This window comes from Phycicoccus avicenniae (assembly GCF_018139485.1).
Lineage (GTDB): Bacteria > Actinomycetota > Actinomycetes > Actinomycetales > Dermatophilaceae > Phycicoccus > Phycicoccus avicenniae.
The window spans coordinates 1-22,725 of sequence record NZ_JAGSNF010000002.1 but is presented as its reverse complement, the minus strand read 5'-3'; the positions used below and the strand labels follow the sequence as shown (position 1 = coordinate 22,725).

Sequence of the window (22,725 nt, the reverse complement as noted above, 5' to 3'; positions counted from 1 at the left end):
CCTCACCCCGACGGGCGCCGGTGCGACCACCCGGCTCACGCCCCGTCGACGACGGGCATCCAGACGCGCATCGTCGACGGGCCCCGTTCGGCCCACGAGTGGTAGGGGACGAGGCGCACGTCGCCCGTTGACCCCGGCCGCGTCGGGACACCGTCACCGGCATAGGGCCAGGACCGGTCCTCGAAGGCCCGGGTCCGGACCCCGATGCGCACCTCGCCGGAGGTGTCGTCGAGCGAGGCGGGGTCGACGAGCGCCTGGGCGACGTCGACGGGACCGCCGGTGGCCTCGACGAGGTCGACCGACTCCAGGCACAGCACCTCGGGGCCGCGCTCGACGGCGACGCACCCGCGCACGGCGTCGATCCGCGGGTCCGGGCGGGTCACCCGGGGCCGCATCGGCAGGACGAGCTCGACGGCGTCGCCCCTCCGGAAGCGGCGGCGCACCGCCACGTACCCCGGCTCGGCGGGGAGCAGCGAGGTGTCCCCCCCGCTGGTCACGGCCAGCTCGGCCCCCGCCGCCCACTCCGGGACCCGGATCGAGAGGGTCCACGCGTCGTCGCCGTCCTCGAGCGGCACGATCCGGACCCGCCCGTCGGCCGGGTAGGCGGTCTCGACGCGCACGGAGACCCGCCGACCGTCGTCGAGCGTCGTGTCGACCGTGCACCCGGCGTACTGGTGGATCTGGATGCCGTCGCCGTCGGCGGTCGCGACGAGGGCGTCGAGGCCGGCGAGGGTCCGGGCGACGTTCGGCGGGCAGCACGAGACGTCGAACCACGGCGCACGGAGCGAGGACAGGGCACGCGGCGAGGCCGACTCCGGGTCCGCCGGAGCACCCGGCACGCGCTGGTGGAGGGTGTTCGCGTAGTAGAACGCGTCACCGTCGCTCGAGGGCGAGGTGGCGACGACGTTGTACAGGGTGCGCTCGATGAGGTCGGCGTAGCGCGCCTCGCCGTGGGCGAGCAGCAGCCGCCACGAGAACATCACCGACGCGATGCCGGCGCACGTCTCGGAGTAGGCGCGGTCCGGGGGCAGGACGAAGTCGTCGCCGAACGCCTCGTCCATGTGGTGCGAGCCCTGACCGCCGGTGACGTAGGTGCGGCGCGCGGTCGTCGACCCCCACTGACGGGTCAGCGCCTCGAGCAGCCCGTCGTCGCCGAGATCGGTCGCGACGTCGACGGCCCCGGCCGCGAGGTAGTTCGCCCGCACGGCGTGGCCGCGCAGGACCTCGGCGTCGCGGACCGGCACGTCGTCCTGGAAGTACTGCTGGCCGAACTCGATCTGCCCGAGCGACCCGCGACCGCGACGCTCGACGAACAGGGCGGCCTGCTCGAGGTACCTCGGCTCGTCGGTGACGCGGGCCAGCTCGGCGAGGCCGACCTCGACCTCGGCGTGCCCGCACACCCGGGCGATCCCGTCGGCGCCGAAGACCTCGCAGACGAGGTCCGCCGCCCGTCGGGCGATCGTGAGGAGCCCGTCATCGGCCCCGGGCCGCGTCCGCTCCCGGGCCACCGCGCTCTGGAAGAGGTGCCCGAGGCAGTACAGCTCGTGGCCCCACTCGAGGTCCGACCACCGCGGCGCCTGCCCCGGCCGCCCGAAGGCGGTGCCGAGGTAGCCGTCCGGCTCCTGGGCGGCCGCGACCCGGGCGACGACCTCGCGCAGCTCGCGCTCGTGGGCGTCGCCACCGGTCCGGCCGATCTCCCAGGCGAGCGCCTCGAGGTACTTGTAGACCTCCGAGTCCGAGAACTCCCGGCCCCGTCGTCCCTCGGCGAGCCCGCCGGCCACGGCGAGGTCGAAGTTGGGCAGCCACCCCTCCCGCTCCAGCCAGTGCCGGACGTGGGCGAGGGTCCGCGTGCCGTTGACCTCCTGGCGGCGGGCCCAGAAGCCGTCGGTGATCCGCACCTGGTCCCCGCCGAGCGGGCGCAGGGTGCCGCTGCGGGGTGCGACCGGCACGAAGCCGGCGTGGTGGCGGGTCGGTTGCGTCGTCGTCATGGAGGTCATCCCTTGAAGGCGCCGGACATGAAGCCGGCGACGTAGTGGCGTTGGAGGAGGAGGAACAGGAGGATGCAGGGCAGCGCGAGCACGACGACCCCGGCCTCGGTGGCGCCGTAGTCGACGACGCCCTGGACCTGGACCCGCAGGTTCGACACCGCGAGCGGCAGGGTGAGCTTCTGCGAGTCGTTGATGAGGATGAGCGGGGCCATGAAGTCGTTCCAGGCCGTGAGGAAGGCGAAGAGCCCCACGGTGATGAGCCCCGGCTTGACCGCGGGCAGCAGGACGCGCCAGAGGGCGGCCCACGTCGAGCACCCGTCGACCTTCGCGGCCTCGTCGAGCTCCTTGGGGACGGACTCGAAGGAGATCCGCATCATGAAGGTCGAGAACGGCAGCTGGAACATCGTGAGCACGAGGGCGACACCGAGGAGGGAGTTCTGCAGGCCCACCTCGTTGAGCAGCACGTAGAGCGGGATGAGCAGCGTCGCGTACGGGACCATGAGGATGGCGAGCGTCACGAGGAAGAGCGCGTTCTTGCCCGGGAAGGAGAACCGGGCGAAGGCGTACCCCCCGAGGAACGAGATGAGCAGCGTCAGCACGACCGTCGTGATCGACACGAAGGCGGAGTTGTAGAGGTACTGCCAGATGCCCGCCTGGTAGTTCGCGAGCGTGACGTAGTTGCCGAACCCGTAGCCGTCGGTCTGGTTCGTCCCGGGCAGCGGCGACACCGACGCCCACGTCGTCCAGGCCAGTGGGTAGATGAAGAGCACCGCGAGGCCGGCGGTGAACACCCAGTAGGGCGTGCGGATGGCGACGCCGGCCAGGGTCGTGCCGCGGTTGCGGTCCAGCCGGGGGCCGCGGGGGCCCTCGGGCTCGTGGTCCTGGTCGGCGACCGCGCGGGCCGCCGGCTCGACCGGGGCGTCGGTCGCCCGGGGGGTCTGGGAGGAGGTCGTCATGCTTCTCACCGCTCGTCCGTCCGGAAGGCCCGCAGCTGGGCCATGTTGATGACCACGAGCGCGAGCAGCGCCATGACGGACAGCGCGGCGGCCACCCCGAGGTCGTTCTGGCCCTGGAAGGCCACGCTGTAGATGAGCTGCACGATGGTGATCGTGCTGTTGTCGGGCCCGCCCTTGGTGAGGATGTAGAACTGCTCGAAGGCGAGCAGCGACCCCGTGACGCACATGATCGTCGTGAGGGCGAGGGTCGGCTTCAGGAGCGGGATCGTGATGCTCCGGAAGGTCTGCCAGCGGCCGGCGCCGTCGATCCGGGCGGCCTCGTAGAGGTCCCCGGGGATGCCCTGGAGGCCGACGAGCATGAGGAGCATGTAGAAGCCGGCGAAGCGCCAGACGATGAGGAAGACCGTCGAGAACAGCGCGGCGTTCGGGGTTCCGAGGAAGGTGAAGCCGGTCCCGGCGAGCAGCCCCGAGGCGGGGCCGGCGATCGGCGAGTACAGGACGTAGAAGAGCAGGCTCGCCGAGGCGAGACCGAGGGCGCTCGGGACGAGGAAGGAGACCCGCAGGAGGTTCTGCCAGCGGCTCGACTCCTGCACGAGCAGGGCGAGACCGAGCCCCAGGCCGATGAGCAGGACGGTCGCGACCGCCGTGTACTTGAGGGTGAAGACGATGGAGTCGACGAAGAAGCGGTTGTCGACGGCCTGCACGAAGTTGTCCGGGACGTTCGGCCCGCGGTTGCCGCCGAGGAGCGGCCAGTCCGAGCCCGACATCTGGAGCACGAGCAGGAGCGGGAAGACGAAGAGCAACAGGACGAAGATCGCGGTCGGGGAGGCGTAGAGCCATCCCTGGACGGCCTCACGACGTCCGACGCGGGCGCGACGCCGCGGTGGGCGCACGCGTCGCTGCGTGGCGATGAGGGACACGGCCGGTCCTCCAGACGGTGTGGTGGGGACGGAGGGCGGCGCCGGGCCGGTCGTGGGACCGACCCGGCGCCGGGTGGATCACTGGCTCAGGATGTCCGTGATCTGCTGGTTGTTCTGCTCGAGGTTCCCCGCCCCGTCGTTGAGGACGTAGTCCCGCACGAGGGTCAGCCAGGGGCTGTTCGGGGCGTTGTACGCCTGCTGGAAGTTCAGCGCGACGGGGGTCCGGCCCTGGGCCGCCACCTCGTTGATCGTCACGAGGCGCGGGTCCTCGGCGGCGTACTCGTTGTTCGCGAGGTCGGCGCGGGAGACGACGTCGTTGTTCTGCGCGAGCACCTCGACCTGGGCGTCCTCGGACATCATCCAGTTGAGGAAGTTCCACGCCTGCTCGGCGTTCTCGGAGTCCTTGGAGATGCCGATGCCGTCACCACCGACGAAGGTGGAGGCGCCGCCGCCAGGCCCGGGGATGCCGGCGACACCGGCGTCGAACGGGGTCGAGGAGAGCAGCGTGGCCGGGTAGAACATGAGGCCGACGTTGCCCTCGGTGAAGCCGGCGGTCCACGTCGGTCCGGCCTCGTCGCGCGAGCTCGGGAGGACGGCGCCGGAGTCCCAGAGGTCCTGCCACGTGTCGAGCACCTCGGTGGCCTCGGGGCTCGTGAAGAGCGCCTCGGTGCCCTCGGCGTTCATGACGTCGGCGTCGGCGGCCCAGATGCTCGGGAACCACGTGAAGACGAGGCAGCCGCCGCAGTTGAGGCCCGTCGCGGTGCCGTAGACGCCCGGCTTGTCGAGGTCCTGGACGGCCTTGGCGGCCTCGGCGTACTCCTCGAGGTTCGCGGGGGCGACCTCCGGGTCGAGACCGGCCTCCTCGAACAGCTCCTTGTTCCAGAAGAGCATCGACAGGTCGAGGACGAACGGCAGGACGTGCTCCTTGTCGTCGGACGTGCCGGCGGCGAGGTGGCCCTGGTTGATCTCGTCCTTGAAGGGCAGGGCGTCGACGTTGCTGCTGATGTCGCGGAAGAGGCCCTGCTCGACCCAGTTCGGGACGTAGACGATGTCGGCGGCGAAGAGGTCGGGCAGCCCGCCGGAGCCGGCCGCCGCACCCACCTTCGCGACGTAGTCGTCGTTGGGGACGACCGTGAGCGACACCTGGTTCTCGTGGGTGGCGTTGTACTCCTCGACGAGGAGGTTGGCCTGCTTCTCGAGCGGGGCGCGGGTCCACAGCGTGAGCTGCGTCCCGTCGTCGGTCCCCTCGGCGGAGACCTCGACGGCCTCCTCGGTCGTGTCCGTCGTCCCGACCCCGCAGGCGGCGACGCCGAGCATGGCGGCGGCCACTCCGAAGGCCGTCACGGCGCTGCGCGCGCCACGGCGGTGGAAGGGGTGCATTGCTCCTCCTGGTGTGCTCTCCGTTGAGCGGTCGCGGTGATGCGACCGGGTCCATCGAAAACCTTTACCTTCGCCGCGGCTCGAGGTCGGCCGGGCGGCGGGTCTGCTTCCGCTCGCTTCTTCCTCGACCGTTCTGTCTGTGCGAGGATGAGCCGGCGGCGCGGGCCCTGCTCGACCGTTTCGAAACTTCGAAAGCGGTTTCGGTAGAAGATAGGACGGGCCCCCGGGCGACGTCAAGACCTTTCGGGGGATCCGTCGGATCCGTCCCGTCGCACGACCTCGAGGAGGAGCGATGAGCACCCAGACCCCCGGTGCGCCCCGCGCGGTGACGCTCAGTGACGTCGCCCGGCTCGCCGGCGTCTCCGTCGCGACGGCGTCCAAGGCCCTCAACGGGCGGGGCGACGTCGCCGCCCGGACGCGAGTCCGGGTCCGGGAGGCCGCCGAGCAGCTCTCGTTCGTGCCGAACCCGATGGCCCAGGGGCTCCTCGCCGGCCGGACCGGCACCGTCGGGCTCCTCACGAGCGACCTCCAGGGCCGCTTCGTCCTGCCGATCCTCATGGGGGCCGAGGACGCGTTCGGCGCGGGGCAGGTCAACGTCTTCCTCTGCGACGCCCGCGGCGACGCCATCCGCGAGCAATACCAGCTCAAGGCCCTCCTGAGCCGCCGCGTCGACGGCCTCATCGTCGTGGGCAGCCGGACCGACGCGCGCCCGTCCCTCGGCCAGGACCTGCCGGTGCCGGTCGTCTACGTCTACGGGCCGTCCGTCGACCCCGCCGACACCTCGCTCGTCTCCGACAACGTCGCCGCGGGCCGGATGGCGGCCGAGCACCTGCTCTCCTGTGGACGGACGCGGATCGCCCACGTCACCGGCGACCCGGGGTACGCGGCCGCCCGCGACCGCGCCCGCGGCGTCCGGGAGGCCCTGGCCGACGCGGGCGTCGAGCTCGTCGGGGACGTCCTCGCCAGCGAGTGGTCGGAGGCGTGGGGGCGCTCCGCCTCCTCCGTCGTCCTCGACCGCACGCCCGACGTCGACGCCATCGTGTGCGGGTCGGACCAGATCGCCCGCGGCGCCCTCGACACCCTCCGCGACGCCGGCCGTGCCGTGCCCGAGGACGTCGCGGTCATCGGCTTCGACAACTGGGACGCCATGGTCGAGCAGTCGCGGCCGCGCCTGTCGAGCCTCGACCCGAACCTCATGGGACTCGGACGCGCCGCCGCGCAGCAGGTCTTCGCCGCACTCGACGGCGAGCGCCTCTCCCCCGGCGTGCACACCCAGGAGCCGCGGCTCGTCATCCGGGGGTCGACGGTCGCGTCCCGCTGAGCCGCGACCCGGACCTCAGGCCACCCCGCCCGTGAGGTCGGGCCCCGCGTCGGCGAGGAAGGTCCGCAGCGACCGCGGCGGACGACCGGTCACCCGCTCGACGTCGTCGGTCGGGTCGGCGAAGACGCCCGCCCGGACGCGGTCGTAGGTCAGGGCGGTGAGCTCCCGCTCGAAGCCGCCGGTCCCCTCGAGCGCCTCGGCGTCCGTGACGTCACGGTGCTCGACCTCGCGACCGGTCGCGGCGGCGAGCAGCGCGGCGGTCTCCGGGAGCGACAGCGGTTCGGGGCCGGTGATCTCGTAGGTCACCCCGTCGTGGACGTCCGGCGCGAGCAGCGCCTCGGCGGCGACGGCGGCGATGTCCCGCACGTCGACCCAGGCCAGCCGGGCTCCGCGCGACGGGAAGGGCAGCGCCCCGTCGTCGAGGACGAGGTCGCGGAAGAAGCGCGGGTCCGTGAGCACCTGCATGAACCACCCCGGACGCAGGACGGTCCAGGAGCCCTCCCGCGAGGTGACGGCGCGCTCGACCCGCACCGCCCAGTCGTGCCCGCCGGTCTCCTCGGCCCGCCGCTCCGAGAGCAGGACGACGTGGACGTGCGGTGGCAGGACGCCGAGCAGGCCGGCGACGAGATCGGGGGCGTCAAGACGGTCCGGGCGGACGACGAAGACCGCGTCGACGTCGTCGGCGGCCGCGCGCCACCCGTCCGGGTCGTCCCACGAGAACGCCGTGGGCACCACCCCCGGGAGGTCGACGGAGCGCGGGTCGCTGCTCCCGCCCCGCACCTCGACACCTCCCCGGGCGGCCAGCAGCGCCGCGAGCGGCACCCCCGTCTTCCCCCGGACCCCGGTCACGAGCACCCGGTCCATCGCTCCTCCTTCTCCGTCGGACACGATGCTTGAGCAACTCAAGCATCGTGACGATCCCCAGTCGAGCACATTTCCTTGAGTGGATCAAGGAGTAGGGTGACGGCATGGCCTCCCCGACCCCCGCCGTCCGGGCCGAGCAGCTCCTCTGGGATCTCGTCTACGCCTACGACGACGCCTACGAGCGCGCCGCCCTCGAGGTCGGCCTGAGCGCCGCCCAGGCGTGCGTCCTCGAGCACCTCGTGGACGGCCCGGCGACGATGGGCCGGCTCGCCGACGAGATGCTGTGCGACGCCTCGAACATCACGCAGCTCGTCGCCCGGCTCGAGGCCAGGACGTGGGTCGAGCGCGGTGCGGACCCCACCGACCGCCGGGTGAAGCGGGTCGCCCTCACCCCGGCGGGCCGGCGCGCCCGCCGCGAGGTGCACCGCCGCTTCCGGCTCCCCGCCGACCGCATCGGCCGGCTCGACCCCGCCCAGCAGGAGCAGCTCGCCGGCCTCCTCGCGCTCATGACGGACCCCGACCCGGAGCGGGTCTGACCGTGGACGCCACGCGGACGACGCCCCGCAGGTGACGCCGAGCGCACGACGCCGCCCCGGCCCGACGAGCGGACCGGGGCGGCGTCGTGGCGGGGTCACCCCAGGTCTGCGACCACCGCCTCGATCGTGAGCCGCAGCGCGGACCGCGCCGCCGCGTCGCTGATGCCGGAAACGGTGTCGAGGGCCTTCTCCAGCTCCTTGCCGGCCTGCCGCTCGCGGTCCCGGTCGAGCCAGTCCTGCGCCTTGTCGAGCTGGCGGGCCAGCTTCTTGGCGCTCTTGGCGTCGACCGACCCGTCGGCGGCGAACCGCTCGAGGAGGGCGACCGCGTCGGCCATCGTGGCCTCGACGGTGAAGGCGACCTCGACGGTCGTCACCGAGCCGGCGACGTCGCGCGCCTCCACGGCGAGCACGTGGTCACCGACGGCGAGCGTCGAGGCGTCGAGGACGAGGTCCTGCCCCGCCGCGTCGTCACCGAGGGCCTCGCCGTCCAACGTCACCGTGACGGACCCGACGCCGCTCGTCGCGTCCTCGACGAGGACGCCGACGTCGACGACGTCCGAGGTGCCGATCGTGGTCCCGTCCTCGAGCCCGTCGACCGTCACCTCCGGCGCCGTCCCGTCGAGGTCGACGGAGACGGTCTCGACCTCCGTCGTCTCGTCGCCGCGGACCGCGCGGACCCGGACCTCGTGCGAGCCGTCCTCGTCGAGGACGACCTCGCCGTCCGGCACCGCGACCCACCCGGTCCCGTCGACGTCGACCTCGACGGTCGCGTCGTCGGCCGTCGTCGCCGTCACCGTGACGGGCGTGACGTACCAGCCCGCGTCGCCGTCGGGAGCCTCCGGCGAGACGGTGACCTCGAGGGTCAGGGGCTCCTGCGTCCCGTCGAGGGCGAGCATCGGCAGCCGGACCGGCGACGACGCCGTCCAGTCCATGACGACCGCCTGCTCCTGCCCCGGGCCGACGATGACGTCGAGCGCATTCGGGTCACGCAGGTCGGTGTCGTGCGCCGGGCTGTCGTCCCACTCGCCGGCGCCGCCGCCGAGCCGCCAGTCCCGCACGAAGCCGAGCCCGGCGGGCGGGTCCTGCCAGTACTCGAGGTCGTAGACGGGACGGACGTTGCCGACCCCCTCGCCGCCCTCGGCGTTGACGAACATCGCCGTGCCGTACCGGGCCGACCCCGGGTCGAGGTCGCCGAACGCGCTCGCCGGGACGGTGACGCCGAACCGGTGCTCCGACGGGACGCTGAACATCTCCCCGTCGGCGAGCTTCGTCCCGTCCGGGGCGTAGACCCCGGCGAGGCCGAACCGGCCGTCGATGACGACCGCCGCACTCCAGGCGCTCGCGGTGTCCATGTTCGTGCCGGGCAGCGCGGCGGCGGCGTCGCCGGAGCCGTCGCCGACGTACACGTTGACCCGCTGCATCGACACCTCGTCACCGCCCCACGCCGACGGGTTCGTCACCGGACCGTCGATGCTCGTGACGAACCGCAGGTCGTCGCCGTCGCGGTACACCTCGAGCCCGGTGAGGTCGAAGACGCCGTCCTCGAACACCTCGTTCGCGGGGTAGACGTACGTGCCCGGACCGTCGTCGTCACCGGCCGGGTCCTCGAGCGAGCCGACGAGCTCACCGAAGTCGCGGACGACGACCGTGCGCCGCTCCACGCTCGAGGAGCCGTCCTCGGCGTAGGCGTACACGACAACCTCGTGCGAGCCGTTGTCGAGCGGCAGCCCGACCTCGAAGGCACCGTCGGCCGGCGTCGCCGACCACAGCGCGGTCCCGACGCGGACGTCGACCTCGACACCGTCGGTCGTGCCCGCGACGGTGACGTCGCCGTCGCCGAGGACGGCGTCCTGCTCCGGCGAGGTCACCTCGAGGGCGGGCGCCGTGCCGGCCGGCGTCGCGATGTCCTGGACCTGGATGTCCCGGTAGTAGACGTCGTCGCCGCCGCCGTGGTTCTGGATGCCCACGAGGCTCGGCGCGTTCATCCGTGCCGGGTCGGTGTCGGTGAAGTCGTTGACCTCGGTCCCGTTGAGCAGGACGCGGATGCGGTCACCGGTCACGACGATCTCGTAGGAGTTCCACTCCCCCGGCGGGTTGAGCGCGGCGTCCCGGGCCTCGACGTCGGCGGCCTGAGCGTTGTAGACCGCGCCGGTCGTCGAGTCGGGGTCGTCGGTCGCGTCGATCTGGATCTCGTGACCCTGCTCGACGGCGACCCACGGGTCGGTGCCCGGGTCGGGGAAGCCGACGAACACGCCACCGTTGTCGTCCCCGGCGAGCTTCCAGTCCATCGTCAGCCGGTAGGACTCGAGCTCGTCCGGGTGGTAGAGCAGCCCGAGACCGCCCTGGGACAGGATCGAGCAGTCCTCCTGGAGGGCGAAGCCGCCCGGCCCGGCCATCCGCCACTGCGCGAGCGACTCGGCCGTGCCGTCGAAGAGCATCCGGAAGCCCTCGTCCGGGGAGAACGGCGTCTCGCACCTGCGGACGTCGGCCTCACCGAGGCGGAAGAAGTCGAAGGTCGCCGCCTGGCCGTTGCCGTTGTACGCCGCGAGACCGACCTGCGGGTCGGGCATCGTCGACCCGGAGCGGGTGCGACCGACGTCGGTCCACTCCTGGCCGTCCGCCGACCACGCCGCGGTGTACCCCGCGCCGTCGAAGGTGAGGCGCAGCCACACCCCGTCGGTGGTGCTCCCCGCGGGCAGGACGACCCGGTCGAGGGCGGGGTCGAAGCTCGCCTGGCCGCCGAGGGTCTGGCCGAGCTCGGCGACCCACCCGTCGGACGGGTCGTCCATGAGCATGAGCTTGACGAAGTCGCGGTCGGACTCGTGGGCGATGATCCCGGCCTGCTCGTACTCCTCGCCCTCGGGGAGGGTGACGAGCGTCGTCGCGGACCAGGTCCCGTCGGGGGCGTCCTGGAGGACGAGGTTGTCGGCGTTCGTCACGCCGCCGTGCATGTCGCCGTCGACGGCGTCGATCTCGAGGTGCCCGTCGGCCACCCGGAGGTGGTCGGGGTCCTCACGGACGACGTCGGTCCAGCGGCACCGGTCGAGGAAGGTGCCCTCGAACTCGTCGTCCGGCTCGACCGCGCCGTCGCAGTCCTGGCCCACCTGGACCCGGATCGTGCGGGACGCGGACCGGCCGTCGGCGTCGGTCGCGGTGACCCGGGCGTCGAACGTGCCGGGCGTCGAGTACGTGTGGTCCACCTGCGCCCCGGACGCCGGCTCGGAGCCGTCGTCGAAGTCCCAGGCGTAGGAGACCTCGGTGCCCTCGGGGTCGCTCGCGTCCGCGGTGAAGGCGACGTCGAGCGGCACCGTGCCGCTCGTCGGCTCCGCCGAGGCCGTGAGCTCCGGGACCTCGTTGTACTCCCGCTCGACCCAGACGTTGCGGTAGCGGACCGGGTTGCCGTGGTCCTGGAGGCGGATCGGGCCCGCGGCGGGACCCTCGGCGATGCCACCACCCGTCGGGCCGGTGATCGCGACGTCGTCGTGGACGCGCTCGCCGTTCCAGTCCATCGTGAGCCGGGCGTCGGACACCTTCGTGCCGTCCGCGTCGAAGCGGGCCGCGGTGAAGTCGACGTCGTACGTCTGCCACGTCCCCGGCGGGGTCGCGGCGTTCACGTCGGCGGCCTTCTGCTGGTAGACCGCCGCGGCGTCGTTCGTCGCGAGCGGGTCGACCCCGTACGAGTCGAGGACCTGCACCTCGTAGCGGTCCTGCTGGTAGACACCGGAGTTGGCCCGGTCCTGGCCGGTGACGTCGGCCGGGTACTCGGGGAGCCAGAACTCGACGTGCAGGCGGTAGTCGCCGAAGGACTCCTTGGTCCGCAGGTCGCCGCAGCAGACCTCGACGACCCCCTCGCCGGCGGCCGGCCACTCCGACGCGCGGCCGTCGGTGTGCTGCCACTCGGACAGGTCGCCGTCGGCGCCGAGGAGCTCGATGCGCTCGCCGGCGGGGCGCACGGACATCGCATCGAGGTTGACGTGCCCGGTGTCGTCGAGGCCCACCTCGACCTCGACGAGGTTCGTGCCGGCAACGAGGTCGACCCGCTCGGTGAGCGTCGACCACGTGCCCCACGTGCCGGTGGACGGGAAGGTCACCTGCTGCCGCTCGCCGTTGACGACGAGCGAGAGGGTCTTGTCGCCCTGGAACGGGTTGGGGCCGTTGGCGTAGCGCAGCCCGAGGTCGACGGCACCGGCCTCGTCGGCCTCCACCCGGAACGTCGTGCCCGCGTGCCGCTCGTCGAGGGCGGCGACGAAGCCGTCCCCGGAGTGGGCGATATGGTCGGTCGCGATCGTCGCGCCGCCGTCGAGCTGGCCCTCCTCGGCCTCGAGGAATGTCGGCTGGTCGTCGTCACCCGGCTGCTCGTTGAGCGTGTACCAGGCCTCGGTCGTCCACAGCTCCTCGCCGTCGGCGCTCGTGAAGGAGCGCGGCGAGCGGAGGTGGACGACGCGGTCGGTCTTCAGGCCCTCGACCTCGAGCGAGACGGTGAGCCCGTCGTCCGACACCGTGGCGCCGGTGACGGCGAGCTCCTCCTCGCCGATCTTCGGACCGCCGTAGGTCGTCGCCGGGCTGTAGGCCCACTGCTCGACCTGGAACGCGTCGGCGATGCCGGCGGCGGTCTCCTCGCTCAGCGGCTCGGTGTACTCGACGTCGAAGCCGGTGGCGGTCGCGCGCATCTCGCGCATCTCGAAGGCCGTGGCGCCGTTCGGGGAGAGCTTCTGGAGGCCGTAGGTCAGCTTGCCACCCTCGCTCCAGTTGCCGGCCTCACCGATGCCGCCGATGTACAGCGCCCCGTCGGGGCCGAGGAGGGTGCGGTTGACGCCGGCCTCGAGCCCGGCGGTGTGCCGGAAGACCGCGCCCTGGTACTGGTCGTCGACGGTCTCGACGAACGTGCGCTGGAGGCCGCCGTACGTGACGTCGCCGATGAGGAGCTGGCCGGCGAACGGTCCCTCCTCGAGCATCACCGGGTTGCTCGGCGAGTTGCCGATCTCGTTCTGCGGCAGCCACACGACGGGCCGGGTCACCGGCTCGTCGTCGAACGGGCCGGCCGGGGTCGTCCGGTGGTTGAAGAACCGGCCCTGCTCGAGGTGCATGATCTTCGACGCCGGGAGCCAGGCACCCTGGTTGTCGCTGATGAACATCTCGCCGTCGGGGCCGACGCCCATGCCGTTCGGGGTACGCAGGCCGCCGGCGACGAAGGAGACCTCGCCGGTCTCGTCGTCGATGCGGATCGCCGTGCCGCGCCCGTCGGCCGGCTGCGGGTCGGTCGTCGCGCCGCCCGCGTCGATGGCCACGGAGAGGTTGACCCAGAACGCGCCGTCGCGGTGGACGAGGCCGAAGGCGAACTCGTGGAAGTTGCCGCCGTACGGCCACTCGGCGACGGTCTCCTGCTCGAGCAGGCCGTCGCCGTCGGCGTCGGGCCGCAGCGCGGTGAGGCCGTCGCGCTCGGAGACGTGGATCGTGCCGTCGACGACCGTCATGCCCATGGGGTTGAGCAGGTCGCCCGCGACCGGGGTGACCGTGACGTCCTCGGGGCCGGCGGCGTCGAGGACGCCCTCGAGCCGGAACACCTCACCGGACTCCGGGTCGTCGACCGGGCCGCCGGGGCTGACGTTGCCCGACGTCGCGACGAGGAGGTCGTCCTGATCCCACGCGAGGGCCGAGACCATCGGCTCGAAGCCGTCGGGGCGCAGGTCGACGAGGTCGTAGACCGGGTTGACCGACTCCAGCGGCAGCCCGTCGCCGGGCGAGTCCGTCTCGCCCTCGCAGGCCTTCGTGCCGGGGGCGGTGACCCGGACGACGTCGGCGGGCGTCGCGAGGTTCTCGCTCGGGACGACCTCGAAGTCGCTCGCGCCCGGGGTGCGCCACTCGAGGGTCACCTGCTGGCCGCCGCCGGCCTCGAAGTGCTCGAGGAAGAGCGGGTGCGATCCCTCGGTGAGGGTCGCGGTGCCCTCGCCCGGCGGGTCGATGCCGCGCAGCCCGTCGTGGTCGATGACGAGGGTGTCGTCGATCGTGAGGCGGGAGCCGTCGTCGCTCGTGAGGCGGGAGCCGTCGTCGCTCGTGAGCCGGAAGGCGTACTCACCGTCCTGGGGGACGACGAGGTCGGCGAGCGTGTGCGACACGAAGTTGTCGGCGAGACCGAAGTCCTCGTCGCTGGAGTAGTCGATGACCGGGACGTACCGGTCGACGTTCGGGGTCTGTCCGCCGCGCAGGGTGCACAGCTCGCTGAGCGAGACCGAGCCGAGGTCGTAGACCCGCAGGGTGGCACCGGGCTGGGTGTCCGCCTCCGCCGCGAGGGCGGCGGGCGGGACCGCGGCGGCCCCGGCGAAGGCCACGGCCCCCGCGAGGAGGAGCCGGGCCGCGGTGCGGACGGGGCGGGCGACGGTGCTGATCATGGGCGACGTCCTCGGCGCTCGATGACACGCGACCGACGGTGGCCGCGCACGTTCACCGTTGAACGTAGGAGTCTTATGGTGTGGATTTCAAGACTTATGACGGTCTTTCCGCAAAAGACTCGCGTGACGACCCTTTGCGCAAGCACCGGGTCCGCCACCAGAAAGGACACCTGGCGTCGGAGCGGGGGTGAACGCACCGGTTCCGCCACCAGGAAGGGCACCTGGTGGCGGAACCGGGGTGGTGCGTCGGGGCCGGAGCGGACCGGCCCCGGTCAGTCGCGCGTGGCGAACGCCGCGTCGAAGGCGGCCTCGGGCGGGTCGAAGGCGTAGCGGCGGACGAACTCGAGCGCCTCGGGCGCGCCGAGCAGCCGGTCCATCCCGGCGTCCTCCCACTCGACGGAGATGGGGCCGTCGTAGCCGATCGTGTTGAGCATCCGGAAGCACTGCTCCCACGGGACGTCGCCGTGGCCGGTCGAGACGAAGTCCCAGCCCCGCCGCGGGTCGGCCCACGCGAGGTGGCTGCCCATCCGCCCGTTGCGGCCGTTGCCGACCTGCTTCTTCGCGTCCTTGCAGTCGACGTGGTAGATCCGGTCCTTGAAGTCCCAGATGAAGCTCACCGGGTCCAGGTCCTGCCACACGAAGTGGCTCGGGTCCCAGTTGAGCCCGAAGGCCTCGCGGTGCCCGATGGCCTCGAGCGTGCGGACGGTCGTCCAGTAGTCGTAGGCGATCTCCGACGGGTGCACCTCGTGAGCGAACCGCACGCCGCACTCGTCGAAGACGTCGAGGATCGGGTTCCACCGGTCGGCGAAGTCCTGGTACCCCGCGTCGACGAGCTCCTGCGACACCGGCGGGAACATCGCGACGTACTTCCAGATCGAGGACCCGGTGAAGCCGATGACGGTCTTCACCCCGAGCCGCTGGGCGGCCCGGGCGGTCATCGTCATCTCCTCGGCGGCGCGCTGCCGGACGCCCTCGGGGTCGCCGTCGCCCCAGACCTTCGGGGGCAGGATCGCCTCGTGGCGGGCGTCGATCGGGTCGTCGCAGACGGCCTGGCCCTTGAGGTGGTTCGAGATCGCCCACACCTTGAGGTCGTACCTCTCGAGCATGTCGAGCTTGGACTGCACGTACGCGTCGTCCTCCGCGGCCCGCCACGGGTCGAGGTGGTCGCCCCAGCAGGCGATCTCGAGGCCGTCGTAGCCCCACGAGGAGGCCAGCCGGCACACCTCCTCGAAGGGCAGGTCCGCCCACTGGCCGGTGAAGAGGGTGATCGGTCGGGTCATCGGGAGCTCCTCGTGAGGTCGTCGGTCAGGGACCGCCCCCGCGGCTCGGCCGCACCGGCCGCCGCGAGGACGAGATCGTGGACCTCGGTGGCGGCGATGCTGCCACCGAGGGGTCGGGGGGTGGACGTGAGGACGACGGGGCCGTCCTCGGGGTCGCCGCCGAGGCGGCCGTGGCTGCCGCGGACGCACGACGGGTCGAGGGGGACCACGCGCATCGCGTAGCGCAGGCCGACCTTCTTGCGCACGAGCGAGAGCCCGGCCCGGGCCTTGGCCGTGCGGTCGTCGGGGTCGAAGAAGAGCTCGGCCGGGTCGTAGCCGGGCTTGCGGTGGATCTCGACCCCGTGCGCGAAGTCGGGGGCCCGGTCGTCGTCGAGCCAGTAGGCGTAGGCGAACCAGGACCGCTCGTCGGCGACGACGACGAGGTCGCCCGAGCGCTCGTGGTCGATGCCGTGGGCCGCCTGCTCCTCCCGGTCGAGGACCTGCTCGACGCCGGGCACCTCCGCGACGAGGGAGCGGACGTGCTCGAGGTCGCCCGGGTCGCGGACGTAGAGGTGGGCGACCTGGTGGTCGGCGACGGCGAACGCCCGCGAGGCCCACGGGTCGAGGTACTCCATCCCCTCCTGGGTGTACACCTCGAGCAGCCCGGCCCGGCGCAGGTGCCGGTTGAGCGGCACCGGACGGTCGACGTCGGTGATGCCGTACTCGCTGACGACGACCACCTCGACGCCGAGGCGCTCGGCGTCGTCGAGCAGCGGCGCGAGGACGGCGTCGAGCTCGCGGGCGGCCTCGCGGGCCTGCGGCGAGCGCGGCCCGAAGCGCTGGAGGTCGTAGTCGAGATGGGGCACGTACGCGAGCGTGAGGTCGTGCTCCGGCATGAGCCGGCGGGTCGCCTCGACGATCCACCGGGACGACGCGATGGACGCCGTCGGCCCCCAGTACTGGAAGAGCGGGAAGGGCCCGAGGTCCGCGGTGAGCGCGTCGCGCAGTCCCGGAGGGCGCGTGTAGCAGTCCGGCGACTTGCGGCCGTCCGCGTGGTAGACCGGGCGGGGCGTGACGAGCGAGTCGACGTCCATGCCCATGGCGTACCACCAGCAGACGTTCGCCACCGTGGCACCGGGGTAGGTGCGGCGCAGGGCGTCCCACACCTTCTCCCCCGCGACGAGGCTGTTCGGCTGGCGCCAGAACATGATCTCGCCGAGGTCGCGGAAGAACCATCCGTTGCCGACGGCGCCGTGCTCGGCCGGGGTGCGGCCGGTGAGGAAGGTCGACTGCACCGAGCACGTCACGGCCGGGAGCACGGTCTCGAGCGCGCTGCGCGTCCCCTGCTCGGCGAGCCGGGACAGCCGCGGCATGTCGGCGAGCGCCCGGGGGGTCAGCCCGACGACGTCGAGCAGGAGCACCGGGTGGGGTGAGGTCTTGAGGGTCACGGGATCTCCTTGAGTCCGAGGTCGACGAGCCGGTCACGGGTCCACGCGAGCTCGCCGGCGATCCGCCGGGCGAGGTCGTCGTCGGTCCGGGGGCGCAGCCGCTCGGGCAGCACCCCCCACGTGTACGTCTCGACCTCGAGGTGGTCGGTGAGGGGGACGGGACCCGCGACGAGCGTCGCGAGCCAGTCGCGGGTCGTGTCCTGGGTGGCGGTCAGCGGCGCCTGCGGCTGCTCCCCGAGCGGGACGTGGAAGTGCACCCGCCAGGGGTCGCCGGCGTCCTCTAGGCCGCCGGCCAGCGCCTCGGGCAGGTCGTCGACCCCGCCGGCGGCCCCACCGGACTCGCCGGGACGGGCGCCCCGGCGGGTCTGGTGCAGGAACCGCTCCTCGTCGAAGGCGGCGAGCGCCTCGCGGGTCGTGGGGTCGTGCGGGTCGGCGGCGTGCAGGGCGGCCGACACCTGCGACTTCACGACGGGCAGTCCGGCCGCGGCGAGCCGCCCCGGGGTGGAGGCCACGTCCTCGAACCCGGTCGCGAGGTGGCACACGTCGAGGCACACCCCGAGGCGGTCACCGTCGAGCCCGGCGAGGTGGTCGGCCGCGTCGGCGACGGTCTCGACGACGCAGCCCGGCTCGGGCTCGAGGCCGACCCGCACGGTGCGGCCGGTCTCCTCCTCGAGGTCGGCGAGCCCCGCGGCCAGCCGGTCCAGCCGCTCCCGCGCGTCGTGGGCCCGACCGTCGTCCCACGGGGTGCGCCAGGCGAGCGGCAGGGTCGAGACGCTGCCGCGGGCGGCGTCGTCCGGCAGCAGCCCGGCGAGCACGCGCGCGCAGTCGAGGGTGTAGTCGAGGCGTTCGTCGCCCGTCCAGTCCGGGTGGTAGACGCGGTGCTTGACGACCGGCTCCTGGAAGCCGCGGTACGGGAAGGCGTTGAGCGTCACCGTCTCCAGGCCCCGCTCGGCGAGCGCGGCCCGCAGACCTGCCGTCCGGGCGGGGTCGGCCGCGAGGACCCGGGCCGCGGGGGCGGCGAGCCACAGGCCGACCCCGAGCAGGTCGCTGCCGAGGTGGCTTCGCACGGGCAGGCAGAACCGGTCGAGGTGGGCGAGGACGTCCTCGACGGTGTCCCCCGCGTGGACGTTCGTGCAGTACGCGAGGTGGACCGTCGACCCGTCGGCGTGCCGGAAGCGCATCAGTCGCGGCTCCCCCGCAGGACGGAGTTGCCCTCGAACGTCGCGCCGGCGACGGCCCCGACGGTCTCGTCGAGGTCGTCGATCTCGAGCCGCCCGGACTGGCGGTAGAACTCGACGGGGTTGCGCCACAGGACACGGTCGACGTCGTCGACCGAGAACCCCGCGGCCCGCATCGCCTCGCCCGTGCGCAGGGTGAGCAGCGGGTCGCTGCGGCCCCAGTCGGCCGCGGAGTTCACGACGATGCGCTCGAGGCCGTACTCCTTGAGGATCGCGACCATCCGGTGCGGGTCCATCTTCGTGTCCGGGTAGATGGAGAAACCCATCCAGCAGCCGGACCCGGCGACCTCGCCGACGGTCACCTCGTTGAGGTGGTCGACGAGGACACGGCCCGGCTCGAGGCCGCTGGCGTTCACGACGTCGATCGTCCGGCGCGTCCCGGCGAGCTTGTCCCGGTGCGGGGTGTGGACCAGCGCGGGCAGCTCGTGGGTGACGGCGAGGGCCAGCTGGGCCTCGAAGACCTCCTCCTCCTCGGGCGTCATCGAGTCGTAGCCGAGCTCGCCGACGGCGACGACCCGGTCCTTCTCGAGGTAGCGGGGCAGGACGTCGAGCACCTCGCGGCAGCGGGGGTCGTTGGCCTCTTTCGGGTTGAGCCCGATCGTCGCGAAGTGCGCGATGCCGAACTGCGAGGCCCGGAAGGGCTCCCAGCCGAGGATGGCGTCGAAGTAGTCGCAGAACGTCCCGACGCTCGTGCGCGGCTGGCCGAGCCAGAACGAGGGCTCGACGAGCGCACGGACGCCGGCGGAGTACATCCGCTCGTAGTCCTCGGTCGTGCGGGACGTCATGTGGATGTGCGGGTCGAAGATCCTCACCGCAGGCTCCTTCCGTGGTGGGTGCTCGGGGTGTCCACGAGGACGAGCCAGGCGTCGGCCGGGACCTCGCGGCCGGCGGCGCGGCGCTCGTCGGCGAAGTCGGAGACCATCCGCACGAGGGTGTCGTCGCGCCGTGCGTCGAGGCCGTCGACCATCGCGAGGGGGATCCCGGTGAAGAGCGCCTTGACGACACCCTGCCGCCAGGCCGTGTCCTCGAGGTGGGTCCGGGCGTAGGGGCCCATCGCGGCGGCGACGAGCCGGGTGTCGTTCGTGCGGAGCGCGTCGCGGACGACCGGCAGCAGCCGGTCGCCGACGGCCTCGCGCCGGTCGGTGGGGTGGTCGAGCTCGGGGAGCGCCCGCAGGACGGCGAGCTTCTCGGCGCTGTCGCCGTGCTCGTACACCTCCTGCACGAGCGCCGCCACCGCGTCGGCGTCGCCGGGCAGGGCGAGCAGCAGGTCGATCCGGAGCCGCTCGCCGTCCACGCCCTCGGCCCGGGCCCGTCGGGCGGCGCCAGGGAAGGCGACGTGGACGTGGCTCGCGTCCTCCTGGACCGTTCGCAGGGCCTCTTCCGTCCAGGTCATCGCACGGACCTCCTCGTCGTCGCGGTGGACAGGGCGGCGCGCAGCCGCTCGATGCTGTGCCGCGCCAGGGAGGGCGCGGCGTGGGTGTGCCGGGGCAGCTCGACGTGGACGAGCCCGTCGTAGCCGACGTCGAGGAGGGCGCCCACTGCCTCGGGCAGGTCGACCTCGCCCTCGCCGAAGGGCAGGTGCTCGTGGACGCCGCGCCGCATGTCGTCGATCTGGACGTTGACGAGGTGGCCCCCGGCGTCGCGGATCACGGCGCCCGGGGCGTCGTCCTCGGTGCACACGAGGTGCCCGACGTCGACGGTGAGGCCGAGCCCCTCCGGGCGGTCGAACCGGTCGATGAGCGCCGTGACGTCACCGACCCGCTCGAGGAACATCCCGGGCTCGGGCTCGAGGGCGAGGGTCGTCCCCGTCTCCGCGGCGACCGGAAGCAGCCGCTCGACGGCGCGGTCGACCCGCTCGCGCCCGGTCCGGGCGTCGACGTCGTCGGGCAGGATGCCGCTCCAGCACGAGACGACGGGCGCCCCGAGGTCCGGGGCGATCCGCAGCGCGGTCTCGGTGAACCGGATCCGCCGCTCGGCGTCCTCGCTGACGAAGGTCGGGTGGTGCTTGCGCCACGGGTCGAGGACGTACCGCCCGCCGGTCTCGACGACGACGTCGAGCTCCCGCTCCCGCAGCAGCCGGGCGACGGCCCGGACCCGGTCGGCGAGCCCCGGCCCGAACGGGTCGAGGTGGGCGTGGTCGAGGGTGAGGGCCACGCCGTCGTAGCCGAGGCCGGCGACGACGTCGAGGGCGTCGACGAGCCGGTGGTCGGTGAACCCGTTGAGCCCGTAGCCGAGGCGCAGGCCGGTCACGTCGGGCTCCCGCGGCGCAGGACGGACCGCGCGGCCCACGTCGCCCCGGCGAGCGCCCCGGCGACCGGGGCCGCCCCCACCGCGGCGAGGAGGCCGCCCTGGAGCGGGACCATCCCGTGGATGCCCGCGACCGTCGCGGCACGCGCCGGACCGGCCCCCGGGTCGGCGACCACCCGCTGCTGGGCGCCGCCGACGGACCGCCCGTAGACGGCCGCACCGGCGAGCGCCCCGAGACAGGAGCCGGTCCGCGCGAGCGCGCCGCCCGGACCCGTGCGGGCGGTCCACGCGGCGAGCGCCGGGACGGCGCTCGTCACGGCGGCCGTCGTCGCGAGCGCCCCCCGGGCGACGGCGTGGGTCGTCCCGTGGACCTCGCCCCGGCTCAGCGCCGTGACCGCGGCCGTGTGCGCGGTGAGGACCGCGGCCGGCAGCGCGGCCCGTCGCAGGCCGTCCCGACCCCCGGCCGCCGCCCCGAGGAGGACGTCCAGGCCTCGCGTCGACGCCATCGTCGCGGTGCTGAACGGGCCCTGCTTCGCGGAGAGGTCGTAGGCCCAGACCGCCCCGGTGAGCACCGTCGCGAGCGCCGCGGCCCGGGGACCTCCCCCGACCGCCGCGAGGGCGACCCCGGCGGCGCTCAGGCCACCGGCGACCCCGAGCGCGAGGTCCGGCGACACCCGCCCCGAGGGGATCGGGCGCTCCGGACGCTCGTCGGCGTCGAGGTCCCGGTCGGCCCAGTCGTTGAGGGCCATCCCGGCCCAGTAGAGGCAGGCCGAGGCGACGGGGAGCACCGCCGTGCGCGGCCCGGCGGGCCAGCCCGCGGCGGCGGCCCCCGCGAGCGAGTCGCCCGGGACGGTGAGTGCGGCGGGGGCCCGGACGAGCTCGGCGATGTCGGCGAACGCCGTCATCGACCGGTCCACCCCTCGCCGCGCACCCAGCGCAAGAGGGCGTCGTACTGCGCGGCGAGCGCGTGCTCGTCCGACCCGACGGGGTCCTTGAAGAAGAAGCCGAGCGCGGGGACCGCCCCCGACTCCTCCCGCTGCATCGCGAGGTCGAGGAGGCGGGCGAGGTCGACGACGAGCGGCGCGGCGAGCGCGGAGTCGCAGCCCTGCCACGTGAACTGCAGCGTCATCCGGGTGCCGAGGAAGCCGGAGAACGTGATGTGGTCCCACGCGGTCTTCCAGTCGCCGAGGTCGGCGACGTTGTCGATGTGGATCGGGCCCTCGACGGGGTAGCCGAGCATCGCGCCGACGCCGGCCGCCTTGCTGCGGGCCTTGCTCTCGAACGCGTCCGGCCGGGCGAGGGTCGCCCCGTCACCGCCGCCGAGGAGGTTCGTGCCGCTCCACGAGTGCACCCGCAGCGCGCGCTGGGCGAACATCGGGGCGAGGACGGACTTCAGCAGCGTCTCCCCCGTCTTGCCGTCGCTGCCGCCCCACGGCAGACCGGCCCGGGCCGCGAGCTCGCCGAGCACCGGCAGCCGGGCCCCGGTGGAGGGCGTGAAGTCGACGAACGCGCACCCGGCCGTGAACGCGGCGGCGGCGTAGACCGACGACGGCGGCAGCGGGGCCTCGCCCCGGGACCAGGCGGCCTCGAGCGCGGCGACGTCCGCCGGGACCTCGGCCGCGTCGACCGGCGGCTCGGTCGAGGAGACGTTGACGACGACGACCCGGTCCAGACCCTCCCGCTCGCGGAAGTCACGCAGGTCCTCGGCGAGCCGGCGCACGGCCGCGCCCTGGTCCTCCGCGCCCACCGCGTACCCGGGACGCACCCGCTCGGAGGCGGCGTCGAGGTCGGCGGCGACGAGGCGCGCGAGGTCGTGCGGCACGACCCCGGCCGTCGCGAGGTCCTCGACCCGCTTGGTGAGCGAGACCTCGTGGACGTCGTGCCCGCCGGTCACGAGGTCGGCCGTGTCGACGAGGCCGGCCCCGGCGAACGCGGACGTCTCCGTCACCACCCCGCCGGGTCCGGCGGCGCCCACTCGCATCGCAGCCAGCCCGGCCACGACGGTGCTCGCCACCGACCCCCCGGCTCCCACGAGCCACAGTCCGGTCCGTCCGGTCCTCGTCATCGTCTGTCCACTCCTCGTGATCGGTGATGTGCCCGTGCGGCGGGGGGCGGGGGGGGCCCCCCCCCCCCGCGGGGGGGGGGCCCCCCCGGGCGGGCCCCCCCCACCGCGGTGCGG

The 22,725-nt window shown here is 73.5% G+C and carries 16 protein-coding genes; 2 read left to right on the top strand and 14 right to left on the bottom strand.

What is annotated here, in order from left to right:
- Positions 1–35: 35 nt before the first annotated feature.
- The 4 genes from KC207_RS01825 to KC207_RS01810 form a co-directional block, all read right to left on the bottom strand.
- A complete protein-coding gene (locus KC207_RS01825; protein WP_249138498.1) occupies positions 36–1,988 on the bottom strand; it encodes a glycoside hydrolase family 127 protein in 1,953 nt (650 codons plus the stop codon).
- 5 nt (positions 1,989–1,993) lie between these two features.
- Positions 1,994–2,944 (bottom strand): carbohydrate ABC transporter permease, encoded by a 951-nt coding sequence (locus KC207_RS01820; RefSeq protein ID WP_211601203.1) that lies wholly within the window; start codon positions 2,942–2,944, stop codon positions 1,994–1,996.
- A 5-nt stretch (positions 2,945–2,949) separates the two neighbouring features.
- Positions 2,950–3,864 carry a carbohydrate ABC transporter permease gene (locus tag KC207_RS01815; RefSeq protein ID WP_249138497.1) on the bottom strand — a complete coding sequence of 305 codons (915 nt, stop codon included), beginning with the start codon at positions 3,862–3,864 and terminating at the stop codon, positions 2,950–2,952.
- A 78-nt stretch (positions 3,865–3,942) separates the two neighbouring features.
- On the bottom strand, positions 3,943–5,244 hold the full coding sequence (locus KC207_RS01810; protein WP_211601202.1) for an ABC transporter substrate-binding protein: 1,302 nt from the start codon (positions 5,242–5,244) through the stop codon (positions 3,943–3,945).
- 292 nt (positions 5,245–5,536) lie between these two features.
- Here KC207_RS01810 and KC207_RS01805 point away from each other — a divergent pair, with 292 nt between their 5' ends.
- Entirely contained in the window at positions 5,537–6,565 is a 1,029-nt protein-coding gene (locus KC207_RS01805; RefSeq protein ID WP_211601201.1) for a LacI family DNA-binding transcriptional regulator, read from the top strand.
- A 15-nt stretch (positions 6,566–6,580) separates the two neighbouring features.
- Here KC207_RS01805 and KC207_RS01800 read toward each other — a convergent pair whose 3' ends face one another.
- A complete protein-coding gene (locus tag KC207_RS01800) occupies positions 6,581–7,429 on the bottom strand; it encodes an NmrA family NAD(P)-binding protein (RefSeq protein WP_211601200.1) in 849 nt (282 codons plus the stop codon).
- Positions 7,430–7,533: 104 nt separating this feature from the next.
- On the opposite strand from KC207_RS01800, the gene KC207_RS01795 reads away from it, so the two are divergent.
- Positions 7,534–7,965, top strand: a complete 432-nt coding sequence (locus tag KC207_RS01795) for a MarR family winged helix-turn-helix transcriptional regulator (RefSeq protein ID WP_211601199.1) — start codon at positions 7,534–7,536, stop codon at positions 7,963–7,965.
- A gap of 95 nt (positions 7,966–8,060) precedes the next feature.
- Here KC207_RS01795 and KC207_RS01790 read toward each other — a convergent pair whose 3' ends face one another.
- The 9 genes from KC207_RS01790 to KC207_RS01750 all read right to left on the bottom strand — a co-directional run bounded on the left by KC207_RS01790 (position 8,061) and on the right by KC207_RS01750 (position 22,611).
- Positions 8,061–14,354 carry a 3-keto-alpha-glucoside-1,2-lyase-like domain-containing protein gene (locus KC207_RS01790; RefSeq protein WP_211601198.1) on the bottom strand — a complete coding sequence of 2,098 codons (6,294 nt, stop codon included), beginning with the start codon at positions 14,352–14,354 and terminating at the stop codon, positions 8,061–8,063.
- Positions 14,355–14,626: 272 nt separating this feature from the next.
- Positions 14,627–15,634, bottom strand: coding sequence for a sugar phosphate isomerase/epimerase family protein (locus KC207_RS01785; protein ID WP_211601197.1), 1,008 nt, complete (start codon positions 15,632–15,634; stop codon positions 14,627–14,629).
- Positions 15,631–17,061, bottom strand: coding sequence for an alkaline phosphatase family protein (locus KC207_RS01780; RefSeq protein ID WP_211601196.1), 1,431 nt, complete (start codon positions 17,059–17,061; stop codon positions 15,631–15,633). Before KC207_RS01780 ends, KC207_RS01785 begins: the two co-directional genes overlap by 4 nt.
- On the bottom strand, positions 17,058–18,242 hold the full coding sequence (gene eboE / locus KC207_RS01775) for a metabolite traffic protein EboE (RefSeq protein WP_211601195.1): 1,185 nt from the start codon (positions 18,240–18,242) through the stop codon (positions 17,058–17,060). The genes KC207_RS01780 and eboE overlap by 4 nt, the downstream gene beginning before the upstream one ends.
- Complete coding sequence (locus KC207_RS01770; protein WP_211601194.1) at positions 18,242–19,111, bottom strand: TatD family hydrolase; 870 nt, start codon at positions 19,109–19,111, stop codon at positions 18,242–18,244. The genes eboE and KC207_RS01770 overlap by 1 nt, the downstream gene beginning before the upstream one ends.
- Positions 19,108–19,692 (bottom strand): EboA domain-containing protein, encoded by a 585-nt coding sequence (locus KC207_RS01765; RefSeq protein ID WP_211601193.1) that lies wholly within the window; start codon positions 19,690–19,692, stop codon positions 19,108–19,110. Before KC207_RS01765 ends, KC207_RS01770 begins: the two co-directional genes overlap by 4 nt.
- Positions 19,689–20,549 (bottom strand): sugar phosphate isomerase/epimerase family protein, encoded by an 861-nt coding sequence (locus KC207_RS01760; protein ID WP_249138496.1) that lies wholly within the window; start codon positions 20,547–20,549, stop codon positions 19,689–19,691. Before KC207_RS01760 ends, KC207_RS01765 begins: the two co-directional genes overlap by 4 nt.
- On the bottom strand, positions 20,546–21,451 hold the full coding sequence (locus KC207_RS01755) for an SCO3242 family prenyltransferase (RefSeq protein WP_211601192.1): 906 nt from the start codon (positions 21,449–21,451) through the stop codon (positions 20,546–20,548). Before KC207_RS01755 ends, KC207_RS01760 begins: the two co-directional genes overlap by 4 nt.
- Positions 21,448–22,611 carry an inositol-3-phosphate synthase gene (locus KC207_RS01750; RefSeq protein ID WP_211601191.1) on the bottom strand — a complete coding sequence of 388 codons (1,164 nt, stop codon included), beginning with the start codon at positions 22,609–22,611 and terminating at the stop codon, positions 21,448–21,450. Before KC207_RS01750 ends, KC207_RS01755 begins: the two co-directional genes overlap by 4 nt.
- Positions 22,612–22,725: the final 114 nt, after the last annotated feature.

Bases quoted from the DNA above. Each gene is read 5' to 3' on its own strand.
- KC207_RS01825 (WP_249138498.1), bottom strand. From the start codon at position 1,988: ATGACGACGACGCAACCGACCCGCCACCACGCCGGCTTCGTGCCGGTC.
- KC207_RS01820 (WP_211601203.1), bottom strand. From the start codon at position 2,944: ATGACGACCTCCTCCCAGACCCCCCGGGCGACCGACGCCCCGGTCGAG.
- KC207_RS01810 (WP_211601202.1), bottom strand. From the start codon at position 5,244: ATGCACCCCTTCCACCGCCGTGGCGCGCGCAGCGCCGTGACGGCCTTC.
- KC207_RS01805 (WP_211601201.1), top strand. From the start codon at position 5,537: ATGAGCACCCAGACCCCCGGTGCGCCCCGCGCGGTGACGCTCAGTGAC.
- KC207_RS01800 (WP_211601200.1), bottom strand. From the start codon at position 7,429: ATGGACCGGGTGCTCGTGACCGGGGTCCGGGGGAAGACGGGGGTGCCG.
- KC207_RS01795 (WP_211601199.1), top strand. From the start codon at position 7,534: ATGGCCTCCCCGACCCCCGCCGTCCGGGCCGAGCAGCTCCTCTGGGAT.
- KC207_RS01790 (WP_211601198.1), bottom strand. From the start codon at position 14,354: ATGATCAGCACCGTCGCCCGCCCCGTCCGCACCGCGGCCCGGCTCCTC.
- KC207_RS01785 (WP_211601197.1), bottom strand. From the start codon at position 15,634: ATGACCCGACCGATCACCCTCTTCACCGGCCAGTGGGCGGACCTGCCC.
- eboE (WP_211601195.1), bottom strand. From the start codon at position 18,242: ATGCGCTTCCGGCACGCCGACGGGTCGACGGTCCACCTCGCGTACTGC.
- KC207_RS01765 (WP_211601193.1), bottom strand. From the start codon at position 19,692: ATGACCTGGACGGAAGAGGCCCTGCGAACGGTCCAGGAGGACGCGAGC.
- KC207_RS01755 (WP_211601192.1), bottom strand. From the start codon at position 21,451: ATGACGGCGTTCGCCGACATCGCCGAGCTCGTCCGGGCCCCCGCCGCA.
- KC207_RS01750 (WP_211601191.1), bottom strand. From the start codon at position 22,611: ATGACGAGGACCGGACGGACCGGACTGTGGCTCGTGGGAGCCGGGGGG.